The sequence below is a fragment of the Kitasatospora sp. MY 5-36 genome, from assembly GCF_001182915.1.
Lineage (GTDB): Bacteria > Actinomycetota > Actinomycetes > Streptomycetales > Streptomycetaceae > Kitasatospora.
In genome coordinates this window covers 1-22,486 of record NZ_LFVW01000022.1, presented here as the reverse complement: position 1 = coordinate 22,486, position 22,486 = coordinate 1, and the positions used below count along the sequence as shown (strand labels likewise).

Genomic DNA, 22,486 nt, shown 5'->3' with positions numbered 1-22,486 from the left:
CGCGCTGGCGGCGGCGCTCGCGGACGGCGCGGCCAAGCCGGGCGACCCGCTGGGCGGGCTGATCGGGCCGGCGCTGCCGACGGTCGGCGTCGGGCAGTCGGCGGCCGATGCGCGGACGGTGCTCGGGAAGACGCACCGGGCGGTCATGGTCCTGGTGGACGGGCGGGTGGCCGGGGTGCTGCCGAGGGAGGCGGTGGCCTAACCCCCTTCGACTGTCTCCTGGGCGCCCCCTTCGGCGGGCGCCAGGATCGCCGAGATCACCCGGTCCAGGGTGCGGTCGAAGGCCCGGTCCGGGTCGGCGGGCGGACCGGTGGTGGCGAACGCCTGGGCCAGGTGCGGGAATTCGCCGCTCGCCGCCGCCTGGCCGAGGTAACCGACCAGCTCCGCCTGCCACTTGGCGCCCGCCGCGGCCGTCTGCTCGTACTGGGCGAACTGGCCGACGAAGCCGTTGAACAGCGCCATCGCCTCCATCCGGGCGCCCCCGCCGAGGCCGGTGGGGGCGGTGACGGCGAGGAAGTGGTCGGTGTAGCGCAGGGCGTTGGGGCCGATGCTGGGGCGGACCAGCACCAGTGCGGGCAGCCAGGGGTGGCGGCGGGAGAGGCCGAGCTGCTGGTGGGCCAGGTCGGCGAGGTCGGCCCGGACGTCGCCGCTCGGCGCGGGCGGGAAGCGGTACTCGCCGGCGACCGCGTCGAGCATCAGGTCGAGCAGGTGCTCCTTCTTTGGCACGTAGTTGTAGAGCGACATCGTGCCCGCGCCGAGCGCCGCCGCGACCCGGCGCATGGAGACCGCGTCCAGGCCCTCGGCGTCGGCGATCGCGATGGCCGCGGCGGCGATCGAGTCCCGACTGTGGGCCGGGCGCGGGCCGCGGCCGGTGCGCTCGGGGCGCAGCCAGATCACTTCGGGGGCCTCGGGGGGCGTGGGCCTGTCGGGCTGTTCCGACTGTTCCGGCTGGTCGGGGCCGGTGGGGGACTTGCTGGACGGCACTGGAAGATCACCTCGCCCTCCCATCTTAGATACGTACGGCGTACGTAGTACGATGGCGCCCAAGCGCGCTTCTACGTACGCTGTACCTAGAGAAGGCCAGAGAAGGGCAGAGCCATGTCCGACACCGCCCGACCCGCCGCCGCTGCGGCGCCCGCCATCGAGATGGCGGGCGTGCGGAAACGCTTCGGCGCCACCGAGGCCCTGCGCGGCCTCGACCTCACCGTCCCGGCCGGCACCGTCTGCGGCCTGCTCGGCCCCAACGGCGCCGGCAAGACCACCGCCGTCCGCGTCCTCGCCACCCTGGTCGCCCCCGACCGCGGCACCGCCCGGGTCGCCGGACACGACGTCGTCCGCGCCGCCGAGGACGTCCGGCGCGCCATCGGCCTCGCCGGGCAGCACGCCGCCGTCGACGAGGGCGTCACCGGCCGCGACAACCTCCGGCTGTTCGGCCGGCTGCACCACCTCGGCGCCCGCCGGGCCCGGGAGCGCGCCGACGAACTGCTCACCCGCTTCGGCCTCACCGAGTCCGCCGACCGGCTCGTGCGCACCTACTCCGGCGGCATGCGCCGGCGCCTCGACCTCATCGCCAGCCTGGTCACCAGCCCGCCGGTGCTCTTCCTGGACGAGCCCACCACCGGGCTCGACCCGCGCAGCCGGCAGGCGATCTGGGACACCGTCAAGGAGTTGGCGGACGCCGGCACCACCGTGCTGCTCACCACCCAGTACCTGGAGGAGGCCGACCGGCTCGCCGACGACATCGTGGTGATCGACCACGGCGCCGCCATCGCCACCGGCCCGCCGGACCGGCTCAAGGCCGCGATCGGCAGCCAGGTCTCCGTCACCCTGGCCGACCCCGGGCAGCTCGCCGCCACCGCCGTGGTGCTGTCCTCGATGACCGGCGGCGACGCGCGGGTGGACGTCGCCGAGCGGACCGTCACGGTGCTGACGACGCCCGGCGTGTCCGTCCTGCTGCCCTCGCTGGTACGGGAGTTGGACGGCGCGGGGGTCGTCGCCGAGGACGTCGCGGTGCGGGCGCCCTCGCTGGACGACGTGTTCCTCGCGCTCACCCAGGAGTCCGCGGACGCCGGGAGGGCCGCCTGATGACCGCCGCCGCACTCGCGCCCCCGCGCCCGTCCGCCGTCCCGCGCCCGTCCACCGCCCGGCGGCTCGCCTCCGGCACCTGGACCTCGATGCTCCGCGTCCTGCTCAACTACCGCCACTCGCCGGGCCTGTTGGCCGCCTCGCTGGGCGTGCCGGTGGTGATGGTGGTGGTCTTCGGGTACGTCTTCGGCAGCGCCATGCAGGTCCCCGGAGGCGGCGGCTACCGGGAGTTCCTGATGCCCGGCCTGTTCGCCATGGTGGCCACCAACGGCGTCATGCCCACCATGGTCGGCGCCGCCCGCGACGTCGGGCGCGGGGTCACCGACCGGCTGCGCTCCATGCCCGTCTCCCGCACCGGACTGCTGCTCGGGCAGGCCCTCGCCGACCTGCTGGTCAGTGTCGTCGTCCTGGCGCTGCTGGCGCTGGTCGGGCTCGCCACGGGCTGGCGCGTCCGGCACGGACTCGCCGACGCGGCCGGGGCGTTCGCACTGCTGCTGCTCTTCCGCTTCGTGATGACCTGGGTCGGCACCGTGCTCGGCCTGACCATCGGCAAGGAGGAGGCGGCCGGCCAGCTGTCCGCCGCGGTGATCCCGTTGGCGATGGTCACCAACGCCTACGTGCCGACCGGCGGCATGCCCGGCTGGCTGCGGTTCCTCGCCGACTGGAACCCGGTCAGCTCCGTCGTCCAGGCCTGCCGGGAGCTGTTCGGCAACCCCTCGGCGGCCGGGTCCGCCTGGCCGACGCAGCACGCCGTGCTCGCCGCGCTGCTCTGGAGCGCCGTGCTGCTCGCGGGCTGCGTGCCGCTCGCCGTACGGAAGTTCGCCACCCACGGGCGGTGATCCGCCAGCTTGCGGCACGCCCCCCTAATGTGCTGGACAGCGGGGCCGGTGTGGTCTTGGGTGGGGCGCCATGGAGTACACCCACCTCGGCCGCACCGGCCTGACCGTCTCCCGCCTCTGCCTCGGCACCATGAACTTTGGCCCCCACACCGAGGAGGCCGAGGCCCACCGCCTCATGGACGCCGCCCACGAGCACGGCATCAACTTCTTCGACACCGCCAACACGTACGGCCGCGACCGCGAGGGCCGGCTGCGCGGGCGTACCGAGGAGATCATCGGCCGCTGGTTCGCCAAGGGCGGCGGCCGCCGCGAGCGCACCGTCCTCGCCACCAAGGTCTACGGCGACATGGGGGACTGGCCCAACGAGAGCAGGCTCTCCGCGGTCGCCGTCCGCAAGGCCGTCGAGGCCAGCCTGCGCCGCCTCCAGACCGACCACATCGACCTCTACCAGATGCACCACATCGACCGGGCCACGCCCTGGGAGGAGATCTGGCAGGCGATGGAGGTCCTGGTCGCCCAGGGCAAGATCGTCTACGTGGGCTCCAGCAACTTCGCCGGCTGGCACATCGCCCAGGCCCAGGAGACCGCCCGCGCCCGCCACTTCCTCGGCCTGGTCAGCGAGCAGTCCCTGTACAACCTGCTCGACCGGGCGGTCGAACTCGAGGTCGTCCCCGCCCTCCAGCACTACGGCCTCGGGCTGATCCCGTGGTCCCCGCTGCGCAGCGGCCTGCTCGGCGGCGTCCTGCGCAAGGAGCGCGAGGGCACCCGGGACCGCAGCGGCATGGCCCTCGCGAGCGAACTCCTCGCCAAGCACCGCGACCGCATCCAGGCCTACGAGGACCTCGCCGCCGAACTCGGCGCCGACCCCGCCGACCTCGCCCTCGCCTGGCTCCTCTCCCGCCCCGTCGTCACCGCCCCCATCATCGGCCCCCGCACCCGGGCCCACCTCGACGCCGCCGTCGGCGCGCTCGACCTCAAGCTCGACCAGAAGACCCTCGACCACCTCGACGAGCTCTTCCCGGGCCACCGCCCCGCCCCGGAGGACTACGCCTGGTAGCCCGCCCGCGTTCCGGCTTCGGCCCGGCCCCGGCCGGTGCCTCCGTCGCGCCCCCGGCGGCCGTGGAAGACGGTCTGGCCGGGGGCGCGGCTGTGGTAGCAAGGCAGGCATGAGGGAGCGGGAGCAGGAACGGGAGCGGGAGCGGGCGCGGGCGCGGAAGCGGGGCGGGGGCCGGGGGGCGTACCACCACGGGGCGTTGCCGGAGGCGTTGGTGGCGGCGGCGTTCGAGGTGCTGGACGAGCAGGGGCAGGAGAAGGTCAGCGTGCGGGAGGTGGCGCGCCGGGCCGGAGTGTCGGCGGGGGCGCCGTTCCGTCACTTCGCCGACCGGCAGGCGCTGTTGACCGCGCTGGCGGACCGGGTGCTGGCGGACTTCGTGCGCTGGCAGGAGGCCCAGGTGGCGGCCGCGGGGCCGGACGGCAGGTCGGTGATGCGGGCGATCGGGCTGGGGGTCGTCCGGTACGTGCTGCGCCATCCGCGGCGGTTCGAGCTGGTGCGCTCGCGGGTGTTCGCCGCCGCGCGGGACCCGGAGCTGAGCGAGCGGCTGGACGGCATCGACCGGGTGTTCACGGACCTGATCGTCGCGGACCAGGAGGCGGGCCTGCTGCGCCCCGGGGATCCGGCGCTGGTCGGGCTGGCCGGGCAGGCGCTGGTGTACGGGCTGGCGCAGATGATCCTGGACGGCTACCTGCCGGCCGCGGCGGCGGAGGAGCTGGCCTGCCAGGTGATGGACACCTTCGGCCAGGGGATCGCCAACCACCCTTCGCCGTAACCGAATTGTGCGCTGGACGAGCCTTGACCGGGCCATTCCGCGCTGATGTAATCACCGATTACATCGGCACGGGCACGGGAGGCAGAGATGTCCTTGTTCGCCAAGCCGCAGCCGGGCTACACCACGGCCGCCGCCACCGGCGACACCGTGGTGCTGCTGATCGGCATGCGGATCAACCGCTTCTGGGCCGTGCACCACTGGGGCCCGGTGATGTTCTCGATGCTCCGGATGCTGTACGAGCTGCGCCGCGCCCCCGAGCGCGGCCTGCGCGGCCGCGTCCTGCTGACCGCCTCGCCGCGCACCTACTACGTCGTCCAGTACTGGGAGTCGAAGGAGAAGCTGTACGGCTACGCGAGCGCGCCGGACGGCTTCCACCACACCGTGTGGGGCATCGTCAACCGCAAGCTGCGGCAGGGGAAGACGCGCGGCCACGTCGGGCTCTGGCACGAGACGTACATCGTGCCGCAGGGCGGGTACGAGGCGATCTACTTCGACATGCCGCCGTTCGGCCTGGCCGGTGCCACCGGCTCGCTGCCGCTGGAGGCGCGCGGCCGGCGGGCGTCGCAGCGGCTGGCCTACCGGGAGCCGGAGTCCGGTGGGGTGGAGCCGGCCGAGGCCGGGCCCGGCGCCTGAGTACGGCCGCGCAGGGAGTGTCGTGAGCCGCCCGGCCGCCGCGCCGTGAGAGCGTCGGGGGATGGTGGATCGGGGCGACGCGCGGCCGGAGGCGCCGGCGCGGCCGGTACGGGTGGTGCACGAGGTGCCGTACCGCGCGCAGTGGGAGTCGGCGGAGCTGGTGCGGGAGATCGTCGACGGGCGGCTGGACGCGTCCGCCGACCCGCGCTGGGGGCAGTCCGGAGCGGCCAGCGCGGAGGAGTACGCGTGGTGGTCCTGGCGGCTGTGCGGGGTGGCCTGCCTGCGGATGGCACTGGCGCACTGGTGGGGCGTGAACCCGGCGGCGATGGTGCTCGCGGAGGAGTGCCTGGCGGCCGGCGCGTACCTGCGGGACGGCGACGGCCTGCGCGGGCTGATCCACGCGCCGTTCGCCGGGTACGTCGAGCGGCGCTGGGGACTGGCAGCGCGGGCCCGGGAGTTGACGCCCGAGGAGGTGTCGGCCGAGGTGGTCGGCGGCCGGCTGGTGATGGTCTCGGTGCACCCGTCGATCCGGGAGCCGTACGGGCCGGAGCCGGTCCGGCGCGGCGGGCACCTGGTGCTGGCGGTGGGCGCCACGGACACGGCGCTGCTGGTCCACAACCCCTCCGGCTTCCCGGGGGAGTCGCAGGCCTTCGCGCGCGTGCCGTGGCGGTCGTTCGGGCGGTTCTACGCCGGGCGGGCGATCGTGCTCGGCCCGCCCGGGGCGCTCTCGTCCTGAGGCCGCGGACGGGCCCTGGCGGTGTCCTCGGCCTGACGTCGCGGACCGGGCGGGCCGGGCGGGCCGGCCGTCACTGGTTGTCGGGCAGCCCCATCGGGTTGATCGGCAGCTCGCTGCGACAGAGCGCCGAGATCGGCTTCAACGCCGCCGCCAGCCGGTCGAGTTCGGCGCGCGGGTAGTCGTCCCAGACCCGGGCGGCTGCCAGGTCGGTGGCGGCCTCCAGGGTCTGGTGGCGGATCCGGCCGAGCTCGGTGACCGTCCCCTCGGCGGTCAGCCAGCCGCGCTCGACCAGGCGCTCGGCGGCCGCCTCCCACTCGGCGTCCGTCCACCCGCGCAGCGGCTGGATCATCTCGCGCCGCATGTCCATCGCGCAGCGGACCACCAGCGCCTCGCAGCCGTCCAGCCCGGCCGCCACCAGGGCGGCCACGTGGCCGTCGCCGCGGTGCTCGCGCATCACGGTGGCGGCCTGCCAGAGCCGCTCGTAGAGGCCGCTCGGGCGGGGCAGCGCGGCGTTGGCGGCGGCCAGCACCCGGCCGGCGCAGTCCAGCCGGGTGGCGGCCTGCTCCAGAGTCTCGGCGACCAGCTCCACCTGGTTCTTGTCCACGTGCTCCAGCAGCCGGCCCAGGATCGTCGCCGAGGCCTTCAGTCGAACGGCCAGCGCCTCCTCCGGGCTCGCGTGGTTCCACACCTCCGGCAGGGCCCGCTCGACCATCGCCGGAGCGAAGTTGAAGAACGCGGCGGTGACCGGCGGGGCGTCCACCGCGCCGAGCGGGGCCGCGCGGGTGGCGAAGTAGCCGTGCAGGCGGCCGTGCAGACCGGCCTCCTCGAAGGCGGATCGGCCCTCGGGCAGGAAGTAGGTGACGGCGTGCACCGGCTCGAAGAGCCACCACAACGCGCGGGCGGGGTGGACGAGATCGGTCATCGAGGGACCTTCCTCGGACGGAGCCCCGGGCGGGCCGGGGCGCTCGGCTGGTCGGGACGACGGCCCGGCGGGAGCCGCGGCGGATGCGTGGACCGGTCACGCGGCAGGAGCGTGGACCGTTCACCTGGCAGGTGCGTGGACCGTTCACCTGGCAGGTGCGTGGACCGTACAAGGGCTGATGACCACGGGGAAGGCCCCGGTAACCCCCGAGGGGGTGTGATGACGGTCACGCGGGGGCGGCGCCGTGCGGTCGGCGGCGGTACGGCACGGGATGATGGGATGAGGTGCCCGCTCCGGGGGCGCCGAGCCCTCGCAAGCCCTCGTACGAAGGTAGTCGGTCATGGCCCAGATCAACCCCAGCATCCTGTCCGCGGACTTCGCCCGGCTCGCCGACGAGGCCGAGGCCGTCCGGGGTTCCGACTGGCTGCACGTGGACGTCATGGACAACCACTTCGTGCCCAACCTCACCCTCGGTGTCCCGGTGGTCGAGTCGCTCGCCCGCGCCACCGACATCCCGCTCGACCTCCACCTGATGATCGAGGACCCGGACCGCTGGGCCCCGCAGTACGTCGAGGCCGGCGCCGGCTCGGTCACCTTCCACGTCGAGGCCGCCGCCGCGCCCGTCCGCCTCGCCCGCGAGATCCGCGCCAAGGGCGCCCGCGCCTCGATGGCGCTCAAGCCCGGCACCCCGATCGAGCCGTACGAGGACCTGCTGCCCGAGCTCGACATGGTGCTGATCATGACCGTCGAGCCCGGCTTCGGCGGCCAGGCCTTCCTGGACATCATGCTGCCGAAGATCCGCCGCACCCGGGAGCTGATCGCCAAGCACGACCTGGAGCTGTGGCTCCAGGTGGACGGCGGCGTCGCGGCCAGCACGATCGAGCGCTGCTCGGAGGCGGGCGCGGACGTGTTCGTGGCCGGCTCGGCGGTGTACGGGGCCGAGGACCCGGCCGAGGCGGTCCGTAACCTGCGGGGGCTCGCCGAGAAGGCGGCGGCCGACGCCTGGTGGGCCTGCGGGCACTGAGCGCCCCGGGGCCCGGCGGCCCGGCGCCGGTGACGGCGCCGCCGGATGGCCGGGCACGGGTGGAGGAACCCCGCACCGTGGCGGATGATCGGTGACGGTGTCCTCCGTGATCGGTGACGGTGTCCTCCGAGGAGCCGAGGACCCCGCCCGGCCCCTCTCCGTACGGTGGTGGAACCGCGATGAGCAACCTCGACCTCAAGCCGGCCCCGACCAGCTGCGGCCGCGAGGCCGGCACCGGCCCGGCGAAGGACCTGCTGACGGCCCGTCAGTTCCCGCTCGGCGCAGGCACGGTGGTCCGCCGCCTGCTGCCCAACCTCGGCCGCCGGATGGTCGGAGCCTGGTGCTTCGTGGACCACTACGGCCCCGACGACATCGCCGACGAGCCCGGCATGCAGGTCCCGCCGCACCCGCACATGGGCCTCCAGACGGTCAGCTGGCTCCACCAGGGCGAGGTGCTGCACCGCGACAGCCTGGGCAGCCTCCAGACCGTCCGGCCGTACGAGCTGGGCCTGATGACCTCCGGCCGGGCGATCTCCCACTCCGAGGAGTCCCCCCGCCCGCACGCCCGCCACCTGCATGGCGCCCAGCTCTGGGTCGCCCTCCCGGAGGCCGGCCGCCACCTCGCCCCCACCTTCGAGCACCACCCCGACCTGCCCGTGGTCACCGCCCCGGGCCTGCGCGCCACTGTCATCCTCGGCACCCTCGACACCGCCACCTCGCCCGGCACCACCCACGCCCCGCTGGTCGGCGCCGACCTCGCCCTCACCGGCGGCGCGGACCTCCGCCTCCCGCTCGTCCCCGACTTCGAGTACGCCGTCCTCGCCATGTCCGGCCGCGTCGACGTCGACGGCGTCCCGGTCGAGCCCGGATCCATGCTCTACCTCGGCTGCGGCCGCCCCGACCTCCCCCTCCGCGCCGCCGCCGACGCCGCCGTCCTCCTCCTCGGCGGCGAGCCCTTCGACGAGAAGATCGTCATGTGGTGGAACTTCATCGGCCGCACCACCGACGACATCGCCCAGGCCCGCACCGACTGGATGACCGGCACCCGCTTCGGCGAGGTCCACGGCTACGCCGGCGCCCGCCTCCCCGCCCCGGAACTCCCCACCGTCCCCCTCAAGGCCCGCGGCCGCGAGCGCTGACCCGGCGGTCCACGTGGTCGGCGAGGGCGCCGTTCGCGGCCGGAACCGACGGGGACGGCGTCGGCTGGGGGGTGCGGGCAGCCTGATTTCCGTCGGCGGACTACTACACTGCGGAATCCAAGAACGCGGATATCAGGATCAGGGTGGGGGACGAATGGCGGCAACGGAAGACTCGGTCATGGTCGATCGCGACGCCTACCTCGATGTCCGCTCCCGCAGCGCGTCCGTCTTCGACCTCGACGCCAGACTGCCCGGCCAGGTTTTCCGGAAGAACGCGGGGGATTCGCTGTTCTGCGAGTTCGACGCGGTCCTCACCCGGGAGTTCTGGCCGGCGCTCTGCGCGATGGCCCGGTGGCACGGCGACGACCGCATCGACCTGCTGGTTCTCAAGCCCGGTGCCGACGAGTTCTACCTTCCGGAGTGTGGGACGTACCCGGCGGTGTCGCTGTCCGTCGACGCGGGCATGGACGACTACTGGGAGAGGATCGGCTTTACGTCGGACGATGATTTCGCGGAGTCGATCGCGGTTTCCGCCAATGTCATCGCGGTGACCGGCCCTTCCGGACGGTGGGGGTGCTGGGGCGAGAGGGATCCCGAGGTCGCGGTTTTCCGGGGTTTTCCGGATGCGGCCACGCGGAACGAATGGCGCGAGCGGTTCGGACCCTTCCTCGAGGTGTCGGGCGCACTGGAGTCGTATGTCTCGATGGCCTTTTGGCTCCATGGCATCCCGGACGCCTTCGCGGCGGCCCTGACCGCCAACTACGGACCTCCCGACGGTAGGACGCCGTAACGTCACGGGGTTCCAGTGGAGTTGCGGTGACGCTCCACAGTGTCCCGGGCAGGGCTCCTGTCGGCCCGGGGACGCGGGCGGGGGACGAGGCCGCCCGACCACGCGGGTGGTGCGTCGGCCGGTGGCGGGGTCCAGGCCGGGCATGAGCTCCTTCGTCTGCGCGACCGCCTGGCAATCCTGATGTTTGAAAGCCGGGAGATACCGCTGTACTGCCCGATTCCCCTGCGGGCGGGGCAGGGGCCGTGTGAGGATGTGCGGCGTGCCGCCAGCTCCCGAGCTCCGCCGTTGGCTCTCCAGCCAGCCGCCGGACGCCGTTCAGCATCTGCTCGCCTTCCTCGCCGTCGTGCACGGCCAACCCTTCGGTTACAAGGGTGAACCGACCGGACAGGTCCGTGCGAGTGCCGCGGGTATGCGCTCCTGGGTCGCCAAGGCCCCCGCGGATCTGCTCCTCCACATAGCCGACGTCGGGCGCGGGGTCGCCGACAAGATGGCTCGGCAACACGGCTTTGCGAAGCAGGGCTTACGGGACGCGGACGCCGAGCGCCTGAGGTCGGCGTTGACGAGCCTGCCGCCGTCGCTCGCCTGCCTCGCCCTCCACTGGTATCCGCTGTCCGATGAGGACACGCCCGAACGCGGCCGTGTCCTGGAGCATTGGGACACCCTGTGGGAGGCCGCTGTGACATCGGCGGACTGGCCCGAGCCGAAACGCGGCCGCCGTGCGAGCAAGGCGGAGACGACCGCGCCCGGCGCGGCCTCGGAGGCGGCCCGGTACGGAGACCCGCACAGCACGCGGCCCGAAGCCGCAGACAGGGGGAACGTGGTGTCCGGCGACCTGGCGGAGCAGCTTGAGTCCGCTGCGCAGCGCCTGCGCGGGGAAGGCGAGGCGCTGGCCGAGCGGCTGGAGGGCCTGGCGGTGGACGTCCGCAGAGGAGTGGGGCGGCGGGACGCCGACCTGTCCGCGGCCGTGGACGCCTGGTTCGGTCTGCGGGCCGCCACCGCCGAGTTGGCGCTGGGACTCGGCGGCGACGTCCAGTGGGCGGTCGCGCAGACCCACGATGACCTCGACCGGATCCTGGCGGACGTCCGCTCGGCCAAGGTCGGCGAGGAGATCGCGACGGCCCTGGTGGAGCGCGAGAGGCTCGTCGCCATGCTGGGCGCGGTGACCTATCCGGGTGTGCGGACCGCGCTGCAGGTGGAGGTCGACGCCATCGACGCCCGGCTCCAGGAGCTGCGGTCGCTCGGTGGAGCGCAGCTCGGGACCCGTCCGGCCGACGCCACCCCTCCGGCCGACGCCACCCGCCCGGAGGAGTCCGTCGAGCCGGCCGTGACAGGCGGTGCCGCCGGCGGGGAACCGCCCGCGTCGGCAGATGCGGGTGCCGTCCCCGCTGCGGTCGAGGTCGACGCACAGGCGCCGGACGCCGTCTTCGACGGGCCCGGGCAGTTCGCCGACACCCTCGACACGCCGGTCCCCGAGGAGGAGCGGGAAGGCCCGGAAGCCGTACGGGCGGAGCCCGCGGCGGGCGGCAGCGCGACCGGGCCCGAGCCGGCGCCGGTCGGTGCGACCCTCACGCCGGTGGGCCCGGCCGCGGCTCCGCGGACGGCGGGCGAGCCGGGCGGCCGCACCAGGCCCGCCGCCACTGCCACTGCCGCCGCCACCGTCGGAACCAACCAACTGCCGCGTTCGTCAAGGCCGTTGGCGGAACCGCGCGTCGTCCGCCCGATCGGCATCCCGAAGCAGGCGTCGGCCGAGGCCGAGCCGAAGACCGCCAAGGTGGTCGAGGCACCGGTGGCCGTCGAACCGACCACCGACGTCTGGACCCGGACCGGCGACTGTCCCTCCCCGGTCGAGCAGATGGTGGCCGAGGGCAGGTTGGCCGAGGCGTACTGGCTGACCCGGGCCGCCCGGGAGCGCCAGGAGCGGTGCCAGTCCCTGGCCTTCGCCACGTCGGCGTTCGGGCTGGCCCCGGGGCAGCAGGCGGCGATAGCCCTGCAGGTCGGCGTCGAGGACAAGGCGCTGCCGACCGCCGAGGACCGGGACGGCTACCTCATCGCCCTGGCCGCCGCGGTGCGCAGCGGACTGCAGGCCGGCTGGGCACTGCCGATCGTCAACGACTTCGCACAGCTCCCCGGCCTGCCCGAGGTCTGGAACGAGCTCTTCCGGACGCTGGCGCTGGAGATCCGCCGAGGGGTCTCCGTCCAGCCGGGCGACGAGGTCCGGCTCGGGCAGGACGACACCGTCGATCCGGCGGACCTGCGCGATCGGGCGGAGGCCCTCAGGGCCCGTCTGGGGACCAGCAAGACGGCGTACCAGCTCGCGTCCCGGGTGCTCCAGACCCTGCTCAAGGACGACGCGGAGCTCGGGCACACCCTCAACCTGATCGTGGCGTGGTCGGTGGGCGGCGCCACCTCGGAGCAGCTTCGTCAGGACCTGGAGGGCACCTACGGGGAGGCCGACGCGATCGATCGGATCATCAAGGAGACGACGCGCCGGGTCAGTTCGCCCAACCAGCGGAAGACCAAGATCATCGCCACCGCCCTGGACCAACTGCGGGGACGGATCGGGGAGGTGACGACGCTGCTGCGCGAGGCGGTGCAGGTCGCCGAGATGCCGCCGCGCGGCGACAACCGGCGACTCGGGAGCGAACTGCTCGTCGCGCTCCGGGCGGCGGGGAAGTCGGCCCTGCTGCCGGGCCCCGGCGGCGAAGCGGTCCGGCTGCTGCTCGACTGGATCGGCGACGGAGTCTCCCGGGGCGCCTCACGGGCCCTGCCCGGTCTGCCCGGTACCGACGCGCTGCTGGTCCTGCCGCGCCTGGCCTGGACCGCGGCGGCCGACGGCCAGGACACGCCGGACCTCGCCGCACCGGACGTCCTGGACGCCCTGCTGGAGGTCCTGAAGCCGGCCGACCCCGGGAAGGCCTTCGGCGCCCACCTCGACCGCGGTGACCTGCACATCGCCGCGCGGCTCCTCGACCTCGCGGGAGCGGGTCGGCTGGGGGCCCTCCCCGCACCCGAGGTGAACCAGCCGGACGCGTGGCGGCGCCGGCTCGGTGACGCCGAGGCCCAGTGGCGCCTCAGGGCCGAGACGGCCCTGCGCAAGGCCGACGACCTCTTCGCGCACGTCCGGTTGCAGAACCTGCTCACCCCCGAGCAGGAGAGCCATCTGGCGGCCCGGCTCCTCGACCTCAAGACCTCGGACCGGAGCCTGCGGTTCCGTCATCTGCTGGAGCGGGTGCGGGACGTCGTCGCCCTGCTGGACGAGCGGGTGTCGGAGAAGACGGACCAGCTGCGCGAGCAACTGGTCGACCTGAACCTCGACGGGGCGGACCTCGCCCGGATCAGCGCCCTGATCGACCGCGGCGACGTCGCCACCGCCGAGGAGCTGCTCTCCTTCGCCCGCAAGGGCGACCGCATCCCGGAGCAGGTCGCGGAGACCGGCACCGAGCTGGCGGCCTTCCTGGAGGGCGTGCGCCACCCGGAGTCGCCCAGGGCCAGCAGCACCGGAGTCGACGCGCGGTGGTGGTTCGACCACTACGCGCGCGGGCGCTCCGGCCAGGCGGAGACCGACGCGGTCACCGGCGCCCTGGAGGCCTGGGAGTCGCTCGGGCGGCTGAACGAGCGCCGCAACTCCTTCCAGAAGCACGTCCCCAGCGTGCTGCGGATGCTCGGCCTGAGCGTCAAGGCCCCGGTCCGGCTGGTCGACCAGGACCGCAAGGACTGGCAGGTGATGACGCTCTCGGTCACCGCGGAGATAAGCGACAACGTCCCGGGCTACGTGTCCCGGATCGGCTCCCGGGCCAAGGGCAGTTACCGGGTCCTCATCGTCGGCACCGAGGAGCTCGGCCCCGACGCCCTGCTGCGCCACCTGCCCGAGTCCGCGCTCGGCGCCAACATCATCCTCTACCTGCAGCCGCTCGGCATCAGCGGGCGCCGGCGCCTCGCCCAGGCCTCCCACCAGAAGCCGCAGCAGGCGATCGTCGTCGACCCGGCCGTGTTCGGCTGGATCGCCGCCGGTGAGGCCCGGTCCTTCCGCGCGGTGCAGCGGGTGACGCTGCCGTGGGCCGCGTACCGACCGTACGAGCCGTTCCAGGCCGGCCAGGTCGCCGCCGAGGTGTTCAAGGGCCGCGACGACGAGAAGCGCACGATCATGGCCCGTGAGGGCGGCCTCTTCCTCTACGGCGGGCGGCAGTTGGGCAAGTCCTCGCTGCTCCGGCAGGTGGCCGAGAGCTTCCGGGCGGGGCACGGCGGCAACCAGGTCGCGGTCTACACCGACCTGCGGTTCGCCGAGATCGGGCTCAGCCGGCTCCCGCAGGAGATCTGGAGCGTGCTGGCCCAGCAGTTGAAGGCCGCCGGGGTGCTCGACCGCAGCGTCTCGGAGCACGCCAGCGCCACCGCCATCGGCGACCAGATCCAGCAGTGGCTGAACGAGAGCGAGGAGCGCCGCATCCTCTTCCTCGCCGACGAGGCGGACGCGTTCCTCAACGCGGACGCCCGGCCGGTCGAGACGGCGGGGGCGCAGTCGACCTTCCGGACCCTCACCGGCCTGATGAAGCTGATGGCCGACACCGAGCGCCGCTTCAAGATCGTGTTCGCGGGCCTGCACCAGGTGCAGCGCTACAACCGGCTCACCAACTCCATCACCGGTCACGGCGGCGAGCCGGTCCTGGTCGGGCCGCTGCGCGCGAAGGCCGCGATCGACCTGGTCGTCGAACCGCTGGCCGCGGCCGGGCTGTTCTTCGAGAACCCGGATCTGGTCTGGAGCATCCTGGCGCTGACCAACAACCAGGCCAACCTCGTCCAGATCGTCTGCGAGGGACTGGTCGAGGAGATGCAGGGCCGAGCCCTCTCCACCGAGGGCGGGCGCCCCCGGATCACCAACGCCGACGTGCAGAAGGTCGTCGCGAAGGGAGGCATCCGGGACAAGATCCGCGACCGGCTCCGCCTGACCATCGACCTGGAGGACCGGTACCGGGTCCTGACGCTGATCCTGGCCCTGCGCAGCCTCACCCTCACGGACGGCTACGCCCGCGGCTACACGCCCCAGGAGCTGCAGGAGGAGGCGCACCGGGTGTGGCCGGACGGGTTCCCGGAGCAGAACGGCGTGGACGAGGTCCGCACCGACCTGGTGGAGATGGAGGGCCTCGGGCTGGTGCTCCCGCTCCCGGGCCGGAGCAACAGCTTCGTCATGCGCAGCCCGAACCTCGTCAACATGCTCGGCACCCGCGACGAGCTCGAAGCGGAGCTGCGCACCAGCGAGTTCACCCAGAAGTACGACTACAACCCGCGCGTCGCCCGCCGGTCCATCGGCGTCGACAGCGGACGGGTCATGCGGATGAGCCCGCTGACCGACGAGCAGTGGCATGACGCGCTGTCCCGGCGCGCCGCGGTGATCACGGCCTCGGCGGCGCTCGGTGCCGACTCCCTGGCCAAGGCGGCGGAGCAGCACGTCGGGAGGGAGTGCCAGGTCGTGTCCGCGGCACCCGCGGAGCTGACCCAGACCGTCACCAGGTGGGCCCGGGAGCGCTCGCCGCACCTGATCTTCGTCGACCTGCGGGGTGTGCCCGCGGCGGACGTGCGGGCCGCCGTCGAGCGGCTCGCCAAGTACGCCTCGGCGGCGGAGGAGGAGGGCAAGGAGATTCCGCGCCGGCGCGCGCTGGCCGTCGTCGACCCGTTGACCGCGCTCGGCCCCGACTTCCCGGAGGTGTCCCGGGCGCAGCCGCAGCGCTGGAACGCGACCAGCCTGCGGGCCTGGCCGGAGCAGCCGTTCGTCTCGGTCGAGGAGCGCCGCAACCTGATCGAGGTGACCGGCGGCTGGCCCGCCTTCGTCGAGCGGGCCATCGCCCAGTACCTCCAGGGCGCTCCCCGGGAGCGGCTCTTCGACGCGACGCGGGCCCTGACGGACGACCCCGATTTCGCCCGGAGCCACCTGCGGCGGGTCGGCCTCTCCGACCGCCGGGTCGAGCAGATGGCCGGCTGGGCCGACATGTTCAGCCCGGAGGAGCACCGACAGGGCAGGGCCCACGCCGTCCCGCAGGACCTGGCGGTGGTGCTCGACGACGACCTGGACGAGGCCGAGGCGCTGCTGGCGGATCTGGAGGCGCTCGGGGTCCTGGACGACGACGGCGAGGTCCTCACCGTCGACAGCGTCACCTTCCGCGCGCTCAAGGCCGTGGCGGGCGCGCAGGGCGGGTCGGTGTGACCGAGCTCGTCGATCCGGTCGGCGGGCTGTCCCCGGAGGCGGTCCGGTACCTGCCGGGCGCGCGGCGCCACTGCGCCGGGGTGCTCGCCGACCTGCGCGCCGGGCTGACCTGCGTCTGGCTGTTCCCGGACGCCGAGGTGGAGTCGGAGCGCGCGGACCGGGCCGTGGAGGAGGTGGTCCACGGCCTGGACGACGTCGTGGACGTTCCCGGCAAGGAGACGGGGCCGCGCCCGGCCCCGGTCGCGGCCCCGCCGGAGCCGCGGGTGCCCTGGGAGCCGCCCGGCGGCGGGGGTGGGTCGGCCGCCCACCACACCGGGGACCACCCCGAGGACGTCTTCGACTTCGACGACGGCTTCGGGGACTGGGACCCGTTCGGGATCCTCGGCGGTGGGGGTCTCCGGGCGTCCGAGGGCCTGCCGCCCGCACCGGCCGTCGACTCCCGGTTCCCGGACGGTCCGGACGGCCCGGGCACCGACGTCGCCGCGCGCCTGGCCCGCAGCCTCGGCCTGGACGGGGACCTGGTCACCGAGCTGGTCGGCGACGCGGACGGCCGGGCGCCCGTGCTCGTCGTCCGGGCCTGGACCGAGGCGGACCCGCACGGGGTCTCCCGGCTGCTGCGCCGGTTCCAGGCCGCCGTGAAGGAGGCCGGCCTCAGGCCGAGCGATCGTCCGCGGCTGCTGGTGGCCTCCCGGCTCCAGGACCTGGAGCCGGACACCACGGTGCTCCTCGACGGAACGGTGTCCAGAGCGCACTGGTGGTGGGGGGTGTGGAACCACCTCGACACCGCCACCGTGGTCGCCGAGGCGATTCCGCACGCGGGCTCCGGGCAGGCCCACGACCGCATGACGCCGACCAAGCTCATCCGGCACGCCCTGCGCCGCGAGACCGTGGTCCAGACGGCCGGGCCCGATCTGGGACTGGCGGTGGAGCTGGCCAGGGTCTGGAGCGGCAGGACCGGGGAGCTGGCTTCCGCCCTGGGCGAGTGCTGCCCCGGGGATGGCACCGTCGGGCCGGGCTCCCAGGGCCGGAGCACGCCCGGAGCGGCGTACGCGCCGCTCCCCGAGAACGGCCTGCGCGAGGCGTGGTCGGCCGGGTCGGTCGACAGCTGGGAGGGGCAGATCCGGCACAGCCCCCGCTCCGGTGCGGGGGGATCCGGTGGCACGGAGCTCGACAAGCTGGTCTGGCAGGCCCAGAACCGCGTCCTGCTGCCCCTCATCGACGACGCCCGCGTCGGCTTCGTCGAGCTGCTTCCGCGCATAGCGGTACGCGGTGTCACCCGGCTCGTCGACACCTACGTCCGGCGGTCCCTGCGCGACGCCAACGGATCGTCGGCGGATCCGGCGTCCATGGAACTCGGTGAGCTCTACGACGCGGCGGTGCACCGGGACATCACCCTGACCGACGACCAGTTCGGCCGGCTGCGCACGCTCCGGCTGGCACGCAACAAGCTCGCCCATCGCACGCCGATCGCCGATGCCCTGCTCCACGACCTGCTGGACGCGCTCTCCGGCCCCTGACACCCGCGCTGTCGGACAGCCCCGCCGAGCGCGTGCGACGCCGAACGGCCACGGCCCGCGCTGCGGGGCCGTGGCCGGAGGGGGTTCGGAGGGGGCTATCGGGCGGTCGTGGCGGACGGGGTCTTCTTCCGGGCGCGGTAGGCGGCGGCCTTGATCTTGTTGCCGCAGGAGTCCATGCCGCACCACTGGCGGCGCATGCCCCGGGAGCGGTCGATGTAGACCCGGGTGCACTCCGGGTTGCCGCACTCCTTCAGTAGGGGGACGTCCGGGCCGCTGAGGAGTTCGACCGCCTGGCGCGCGACGGTTGCCAGCGCCTGTTCGGGGGTCGCCTCGTTGTGCCGTCCGGTCAGGGTGAGCTGCGGTGTCACGGGCGGTTTGCGCGCGGCGCCGTTGAGTACGGCGAGTGCCTCGCGGTCGAAGGCCTCGCCGAGTCGGCGGTTGGTGATCAGCCGGTAGACGGCCTCGCGGACGGTGGTCGCCTCGCGGACGTCCTGCTCGTCACCGGGCGTGATCGTGTCCACCAGGCCGCAGTCCAGGTACCAGGCGTTCAGGCGCTCCGGCGTCACGAACATCTCGAACCGGACCGTGCGCCGTGCACGGAGCGTAGCGGCGAAGTCCAGGGCGGGGTGCCCGCAGACGAAGACATGGTCAAGGTTCACATCACCATGCTGGCAGGTGACTGTGTCGGGGGGCAATGACGGGTGGCGCCCGCCGGGTCGAGCCGCAGCTCGCGGCCCTGCCAGCGTCGGCGCAGCCAGCGGTCGTGGCTCGCGAGGACGATCGCGCCGGGACCGGTGCCGAAGGCCTCCTCCAGTTCGTCGCAGAGGCGCGGGGAGAGGTGGTTGGTGGGTTCGTCGAGCAGCAGCAGCCGGGGCGGTTCGGCCACCAGGAGCGCCAGTGCGAGCCGGCGGCGCTGCCCGACGGACAGCCGGCCGACGGGCTTGTCCAGGTCCGCCGCGTGCAGCAGGCCGAGCGGTCCCAGCGGCACCCGCTCGGCGCGCGCCGCGCCCAGCGCCTGCTCGTAGGTGTCGCGGACGGTGCGGTCGGGCCGGTCGAACCCGGTGTCCTGGGTGAGCAGTCCGACCGTCAGTCCGGGGTGCCGGTGCACCGTGCCCTCGGCCGTGAGGTGGCCGGCGAGTACGGCGAGCAGCGTCGACTTGCCCGTCCCGTTGCCGCCCGTGACCAGCAGCCGGTCGTCCGGGGCGACGTCCAGGCTTTCGAGCGCGAGCCGGCCGGGCACCCGGAGGTCCCGGAGCGACGCCAGGGGCCGGAGGCCCTCGCCGGTGTCGGACGGCGTGTGGGTGTCCGCCGCCAGGGATTCGACGGCGAACCGCAGCGGGCGCGGCGGCTCGGGGACCTGCGCGCGCTCCAGTTCCTCCAGTCGGCGGGCGGCGTTGCGCACCCGTCGGGAGGCCTGGTTCTGCACCCGGCCCGCCCGGTGGCCGTAGCCCATCTTCTCGTTGTCGCGCGGCCCCCGGTCCGGTGCGACCAGGTGCGCGGTCACGCCGGCCGCGTGGCGCAGCTGCGCCAACTCCTGCTGCTCCTCGGCGAATCGCCGCTCCCAGCGGTCCCGCTCGGCGCGCCGCTCGCCCAGGTAGGCGCTGTAGTTGCCGCCGTAGCGGACCGGTCCGTCCACCGCCGGGTCGAGGTCGATCAGGTGGGTGCAGACGGCGTCGAGGAACGCCCGGTCATGGGCGGCGACGACCACGGTGCCGGGTAGTGCGCGGACCTGCTCCTCCAGGAAGGCGGCGGCGCCGTCGTCGAGGTGGTTGGTCGGCTCGTCCAGCAGCAGCGCGGACGGCCGTCGGACCAGCAGCGCCGCGAGGGCCAGCCGGCCGCGCTGCCCGCCGGACAGCGAGCCGAGCGTGCGGTCGTGCCCGAGCGGGCCGAGGGCCGGTGCGCCGAGGCCCAGCCCGTCGAGGACCAGGGCGGCACGGCGGTCGGCGTCCCAGGACTCCCGGTACCGGGCCTGTTCCAGCCGCCTGCCGTAGGCGTCCAGGAGTTCCGGGTGGCCGGGGTCGGACTCCGGGAGCCGGGCGATCTCCGCGCCGAGCCGGTCCAGTTCCAGCAGGTCCTCGCGGGCCTCGCGCAGCGCGTCGTCCAGGACGGCGGCGACGGTCGCGGCAAGGCCGAAGGGCATCTCCTGGTGCAGGAAGCCGAGGTCATCGGGGCGGGAGACGCTTCCCGCGTCGGGTTCGTCCACGCCGGCGAGCACCCGCAGCAGGGTGGACTTGCCGGCGCCGTTCTCCCCGATCAGGCCGATCCGGTGGCCGGGGGCGGCGGTCAGGCCGACGCCGTCGAGGACGCGACGACCGCCGAGGACGCGGACGAGGTCATGGGCGAGCAGGGCGTTCTGGGGCAGGGGGAACACGGGAAACCTTCCGACGTGAGGGGGTGGGCCCGCCCGGACACCGAGCCTCGGGCGGGCCGCGTCACACGGCGGCGGGTCACACCGCGGGCGCCCCCGTCTCCCGCAGCGTGCCGTCGGCCAGCCGGAGCCAGCGGTTCACCCCGATCTCGGCGAGGAAGCGCTCGTCGTGACTGACCACCAGGAAGGCGCCCTGGTACGAGTTCAGCGCGCTCTCCAACTGCCCGGCGCTGACCAGGTCGAGGTTGTTGGTCGGCTCGTCGAGCAGCAGCAGCTGCGGGGCCGGCTCCGCGCACAGCACGCAGGCCAGGGTGGCGCGCAGCCGCTCGCCGCCGGAGAGCACCCCGACCGGCAGATGGGCGCGGGCGCCGCGGAACAGGAAGCGGGCGAGCAGGTTCATCCGCTCCGTCTCGGGCCGCTCGGGGGCGAACGCGGCGAAGTTCTCCGCCACGGTGCGGTCGAGGTCCAGCAGGTCCAGGCGCTGCGAGAGGTAGGCGATCCGCCCGTCGTTGCGCTTGATCTCCCCGCTGTCCGGGGTGAGTTCGCCGGTGACCAGGCGCAGCAGGGTGCTCTTGCCCGCGCCGTTGGGCCCGGTCAGCGCGATGCGTTCGGGGCCGCGGACGCTCAGGTCGACGCCGCCGTCGGCGAACACCGGGCGGCCGGCGTGGTGGACCTGCAGGCCCTCGCCGAGGAAGAGGTTGCGCCCGGCGGGCACCTGGGTGTCGGGCAGCTCCAGGGAGAGCCGCTGCTCCTCGCGCAGGGCGCGCCCGGCCTCGTCCAGCCGGGCCTTGGCCTCGCCGACCCGGGCCGCGTGCATCTGGCCGGCCCGGCCCGCGGACTCCTGGGCGCCGCGCTTCATGTTCCCGGCGAAGATGCGGGGCAGGCCGGCGCTCTTGAGGTTGCGGGCGGCGTTGCTCTGACGGCGCTCGGCGCGTTCGCGGGCCTGCTGCATCTCCCGCTTCTCCCGCTTCAGCTCCTGCTCGGCGTTGCGGACGTTCTTCTCGGCGACCTCCTGCTCGGCCCGGACGGCCTCCTCGTACGCGGTGAAGTCGCCGCCGTAGAAGCGCAGTTCGCCGTTGCCGAGCTCGGCGATGTGCTGCATCCGGTCGAGCAGCGCGCGGTCGTGGCTGACCAGCAGCAGGCAGCCGTTGAATTCCCCCAGCACGTCGTAGAGCTTGTGTCGGGCCTCCGCGTCGAGGTTGTTGGTCGGCTCGTCGAGCAGCAGTACGTCGGGGCGCTTGAGCAGCTGGGCGGCGAGGCCGAGGGAGACGATCTGGCCGCCGCTGAGGGTGCTCAGGCCGCGGTCCAGGGTGAGGTCCGTCAGGCCGAGGCGGTCGAGCTGGGCGCGGGTGCGCTCCTCGATGTCCCAGTCGTCGCCGATGGTGGTGAAGTGCCGCTCGTCGACGTCCCCGGACTCCACGGCGTCGATGGCCCGGATGACGGCGGCGACGTCGAGCACCTCGGCGACGGTGAGGTCGGAGGTCAGGGGCAGGCTCTGGCGGAGGTAGCCGAGCCGTCCGGTGACCGACACCGAGCCGGTGGCGGGCTTGAGATCGCCGGCGATCAGCTTGAGCAGGGTGCTCTTGCCGGCGCCGTTGGGGGCGACCAGGCCCGTCCGGCCCGCGGGCACGGTGAAGGACAGGTCCTGGAAGACCGGGGTGTCGTCGGGCCAGGCGAAGGAGAGGTTCGAGCAGACGACGGCGGCGTTGGACACGTTGGACACGGGGATGACCTCGAAGGGATGAGGGCAGGAAGGTAGACCTCTGCCCTGGGCAGACGTGCGGAGAAGGGGTACGACGAAACGGACCACCTCGGCGGCGCTCCTGAAGCACCGGCCGGTGGCCGTCAGATCCGGATCTCACCCGGAGATGTCGTCGTCACCCGCCACGTCTGCCACTCCTCGATCACACGACTACAGGTCGCTGCGACTGTAGCAGGCACCGCCGACAGCCGGCAGCGGATAAGTGCGCGCCCAGCGGGCGGCGGCCGGCAACTGCCCTCTGCCACGGCTCCTTTCGCCCAGGCTCCCGCACCGGCCGGTGCCGCCGGGGCCCCTTCGCCGTCTCGTTGACAGGCTGGGCGCGACCGTGCCAGCATCGTCACCGGCTGAACCGGTGACGGACATGAGAACAGCCCGACCAGGCGTACACGGGAGAGCCGCCCCTACGCACCGACCGCTTGAGCCAAATCTCGGCTGATCACCGCCACTTGCGGCGACTGTCCGAGGGGCATCGGCCCGCGGTCGTCAGCGATCGGACCGTCACTATCTCGACCGGACACATCTTGTACGTCGACCAGCCCTGCCCGTACGCCCCGCACGCGCTCCTTGGCGGCCGGGCGCACGCCCACCTTTTTCCTGGACGGATACCCATGAAGAGATTCCTGATCGTGCTCGCGCACGGCGCGGCGCT

17 protein-coding genes and 1 pseudogene are annotated in these 22,486 nt (G+C 73.8%); 12 read left to right on the top strand and 6 right to left on the bottom strand.

What is annotated here, in order from left to right; translation table 11 throughout:
- A pseudogene (locus AE652_RS01930) lies at window positions 1-202 on the top strand (cystathionine beta-synthase); the annotation flags it as partial.
- Here the strand turns inward: AE652_RS01930 and AE652_RS01925 are convergent.
- Entirely contained in the window at window positions 199-984 is a 786-nt protein-coding gene (locus tag AE652_RS01925) for a TetR/AcrR family transcriptional regulator (RefSeq protein WP_234348181.1), read from the bottom strand. The pseudogene AE652_RS01930 and the gene AE652_RS01925 sit on opposite strands and share 4 nt — an antisense overlap.
- Before the next feature lie 114 nt (window positions 985-1,098).
- Between AE652_RS01925 and AE652_RS01920 the strand changes: the two genes are divergently transcribed.
- The 6 genes from AE652_RS01920 to AE652_RS01895 all read left to right on the top strand — a co-directional run bounded on the left by AE652_RS01920 (window position 1,099) and on the right by AE652_RS01895 (window position 6,119).
- The gene (locus tag AE652_RS01920) at window positions 1,099-2,085 is read left to right on the top strand and encodes an ATP-binding cassette domain-containing protein (RefSeq protein ID WP_049649296.1); all 987 of its coding nucleotides are present in this window, start codon (window positions 1,099-1,101) and stop codon (window positions 2,083-2,085) included.
- The gene (locus AE652_RS01915) at window positions 2,085-2,924 is read left to right on the top strand and encodes an ABC transporter permease (protein WP_082345162.1); all 840 of its coding nucleotides are present in this window, start codon (window positions 2,085-2,087) and stop codon (window positions 2,922-2,924) included. The genes AE652_RS01920 and AE652_RS01915 overlap by 1 nt, the downstream gene beginning before the upstream one ends.
- 70 nt (window positions 2,925-2,994) lie before the next feature.
- A complete protein-coding gene (locus tag AE652_RS01910; RefSeq protein WP_049649295.1) occupies window positions 2,995-3,981 on the top strand; it encodes an aldo/keto reductase in 987 nt (328 codons plus the stop codon).
- Window positions 3,982-4,090: 109 nt separating this feature from the next.
- A complete protein-coding gene (locus AE652_RS01905; protein WP_049649294.1) occupies window positions 4,091-4,750 on the top strand; it encodes a TetR/AcrR family transcriptional regulator in 660 nt (219 codons plus the stop codon).
- A 93-nt stretch (window positions 4,751-4,843) separates the two neighbouring features.
- Complete coding sequence (locus AE652_RS01900; protein ID WP_049649301.1) at window positions 4,844-5,383, top strand: DUF4188 domain-containing protein; 540 nt, start codon at window positions 4,844-4,846, stop codon at window positions 5,381-5,383.
- Between the two features lie 61 nt (window positions 5,384-5,444).
- Window positions 5,445-6,119 (top strand): C39 family peptidase, encoded by a 675-nt coding sequence (locus AE652_RS01895; protein ID WP_049649293.1) that lies wholly within the window; start codon window positions 5,445-5,447, stop codon window positions 6,117-6,119.
- A gap of 70 nt (window positions 6,120-6,189) precedes the next feature.
- Here AE652_RS01895 and AE652_RS01890 read toward each other — a convergent pair whose 3' ends face one another.
- Complete coding sequence (locus AE652_RS01890) at window positions 6,190-7,041, bottom strand: hypothetical protein (RefSeq protein ID WP_049649292.1); 852 nt, start codon at window positions 7,039-7,041, stop codon at window positions 6,190-6,192.
- Window positions 7,042-7,381: 340 nt separating this feature from the next.
- On the opposite strand from AE652_RS01890, the gene rpe reads away from it, so the two are divergent.
- The 5 genes from rpe to AE652_RS01865 all read left to right on the top strand — a co-directional run bounded on the left by rpe (window position 7,382) and on the right by AE652_RS01865 (window position 17,707).
- On the top strand, window positions 7,382-8,065 hold the full coding sequence (rpe, locus tag AE652_RS01885; protein WP_049649291.1) for a ribulose-phosphate 3-epimerase: 684 nt from the start codon (window positions 7,382-7,384) through the stop codon (window positions 8,063-8,065).
- A 179-nt stretch (window positions 8,066-8,244) separates the two neighbouring features.
- Window positions 8,245-9,204 (top strand): pirin family protein, encoded by a 960-nt coding sequence (locus tag AE652_RS01880; protein WP_049649290.1) that lies wholly within the window; start codon window positions 8,245-8,247, stop codon window positions 9,202-9,204.
- A gap of 178 nt (window positions 9,205-9,382) precedes the next feature.
- Window positions 9,383-9,994 carry a hypothetical protein gene (locus AE652_RS01875; protein WP_049649300.1) on the top strand — a complete coding sequence of 204 codons (612 nt, stop codon included), beginning with the start codon at window positions 9,383-9,385 and terminating at the stop codon, window positions 9,992-9,994.
- 820 nt (window positions 9,995-10,814) lie between these two features.
- A complete protein-coding gene (locus AE652_RS01870; RefSeq protein ID WP_049649289.1) occupies window positions 10,815-16,190 on the top strand; it encodes a hypothetical protein in 5,376 nt (1,791 codons plus the stop codon).
- Window positions 16,187-17,707, top strand: coding sequence for a hypothetical protein (locus AE652_RS01865; RefSeq protein ID WP_049649288.1), 1,521 nt, complete (start codon window positions 16,187-16,189; stop codon window positions 17,705-17,707). Before AE652_RS01870 ends, AE652_RS01865 begins: the two co-directional genes overlap by 4 nt.
- A 95-nt stretch (window positions 17,708-17,802) precedes the next feature.
- Here AE652_RS01865 and AE652_RS01860 read toward each other — a convergent pair whose 3' ends face one another.
- The 4 genes from AE652_RS01860 to AE652_RS47790 form a co-directional block, all read right to left on the bottom strand.
- The gene (locus AE652_RS01860; RefSeq protein WP_049649287.1) at window positions 17,803-18,366 is read right to left on the bottom strand and encodes an ABATE domain-containing protein; all 564 of its coding nucleotides are present in this window, start codon (window positions 18,364-18,366) and stop codon (window positions 17,803-17,805) included.
- On the bottom strand, window positions 18,363-20,069 hold the full coding sequence (locus tag AE652_RS01855) for an ABC-F family ATP-binding cassette domain-containing protein (protein ID WP_049649299.1): 1,707 nt from the start codon (window positions 20,067-20,069) through the stop codon (window positions 18,363-18,365). Before AE652_RS01855 ends, AE652_RS01860 begins: the two co-directional genes overlap by 4 nt.
- A gap of 85 nt (window positions 20,070-20,154) precedes the next feature.
- Window positions 20,155-21,789, bottom strand: coding sequence for a ribosomal protection-like ABC-F family protein (gene abc-f, locus AE652_RS01850; RefSeq protein WP_049649298.1), 1,635 nt, complete (start codon window positions 21,787-21,789; stop codon window positions 20,155-20,157).
- Between the two features lie 449 nt (window positions 21,790-22,238).
- A partial coding sequence (locus AE652_RS47790; RefSeq protein WP_234348180.1) for a hypothetical protein occupies window positions 22,239-22,486 on the bottom strand: 248 nt, incomplete at its 5' end.

Coding starts and splice junctions, on each gene's coding strand:
- AE652_RS01920 (WP_049649296.1), top strand. CDS start 1,099: ATGTCCGACACCGCCCGACCCGCCGCCGCTGCGGCGCCCGCCATCGAG.
- AE652_RS01915 (WP_082345162.1), top strand. CDS start 2,085: ATGACCGCCGCCGCACTCGCGCCCCCGCGCCCGTCCGCCGTCCCGCGC.
- AE652_RS01910 (WP_049649295.1), top strand. CDS start 2,995: ATGGAGTACACCCACCTCGGCCGCACCGGCCTGACCGTCTCCCGCCTC.
- AE652_RS01905 (WP_049649294.1), top strand. CDS start 4,091: ATGAGGGAGCGGGAGCAGGAACGGGAGCGGGAGCGGGCGCGGGCGCGG.
- AE652_RS01895 (WP_049649293.1), top strand. CDS start 5,445: ATGGTGGATCGGGGCGACGCGCGGCCGGAGGCGCCGGCGCGGCCGGTA.
- AE652_RS01890 (WP_049649292.1), bottom strand. CDS start 7,041: ATGACCGATCTCGTCCACCCCGCCCGCGCGTTGTGGTGGCTCTTCGAG.
- rpe (WP_049649291.1), top strand. CDS start 7,382: ATGGCCCAGATCAACCCCAGCATCCTGTCCGCGGACTTCGCCCGGCTC.
- AE652_RS01880 (WP_049649290.1), top strand. CDS start 8,245: ATGAGCAACCTCGACCTCAAGCCGGCCCCGACCAGCTGCGGCCGCGAG.
- AE652_RS01875 (WP_049649300.1), top strand. CDS start 9,383: ATGGTCGATCGCGACGCCTACCTCGATGTCCGCTCCCGCAGCGCGTCC.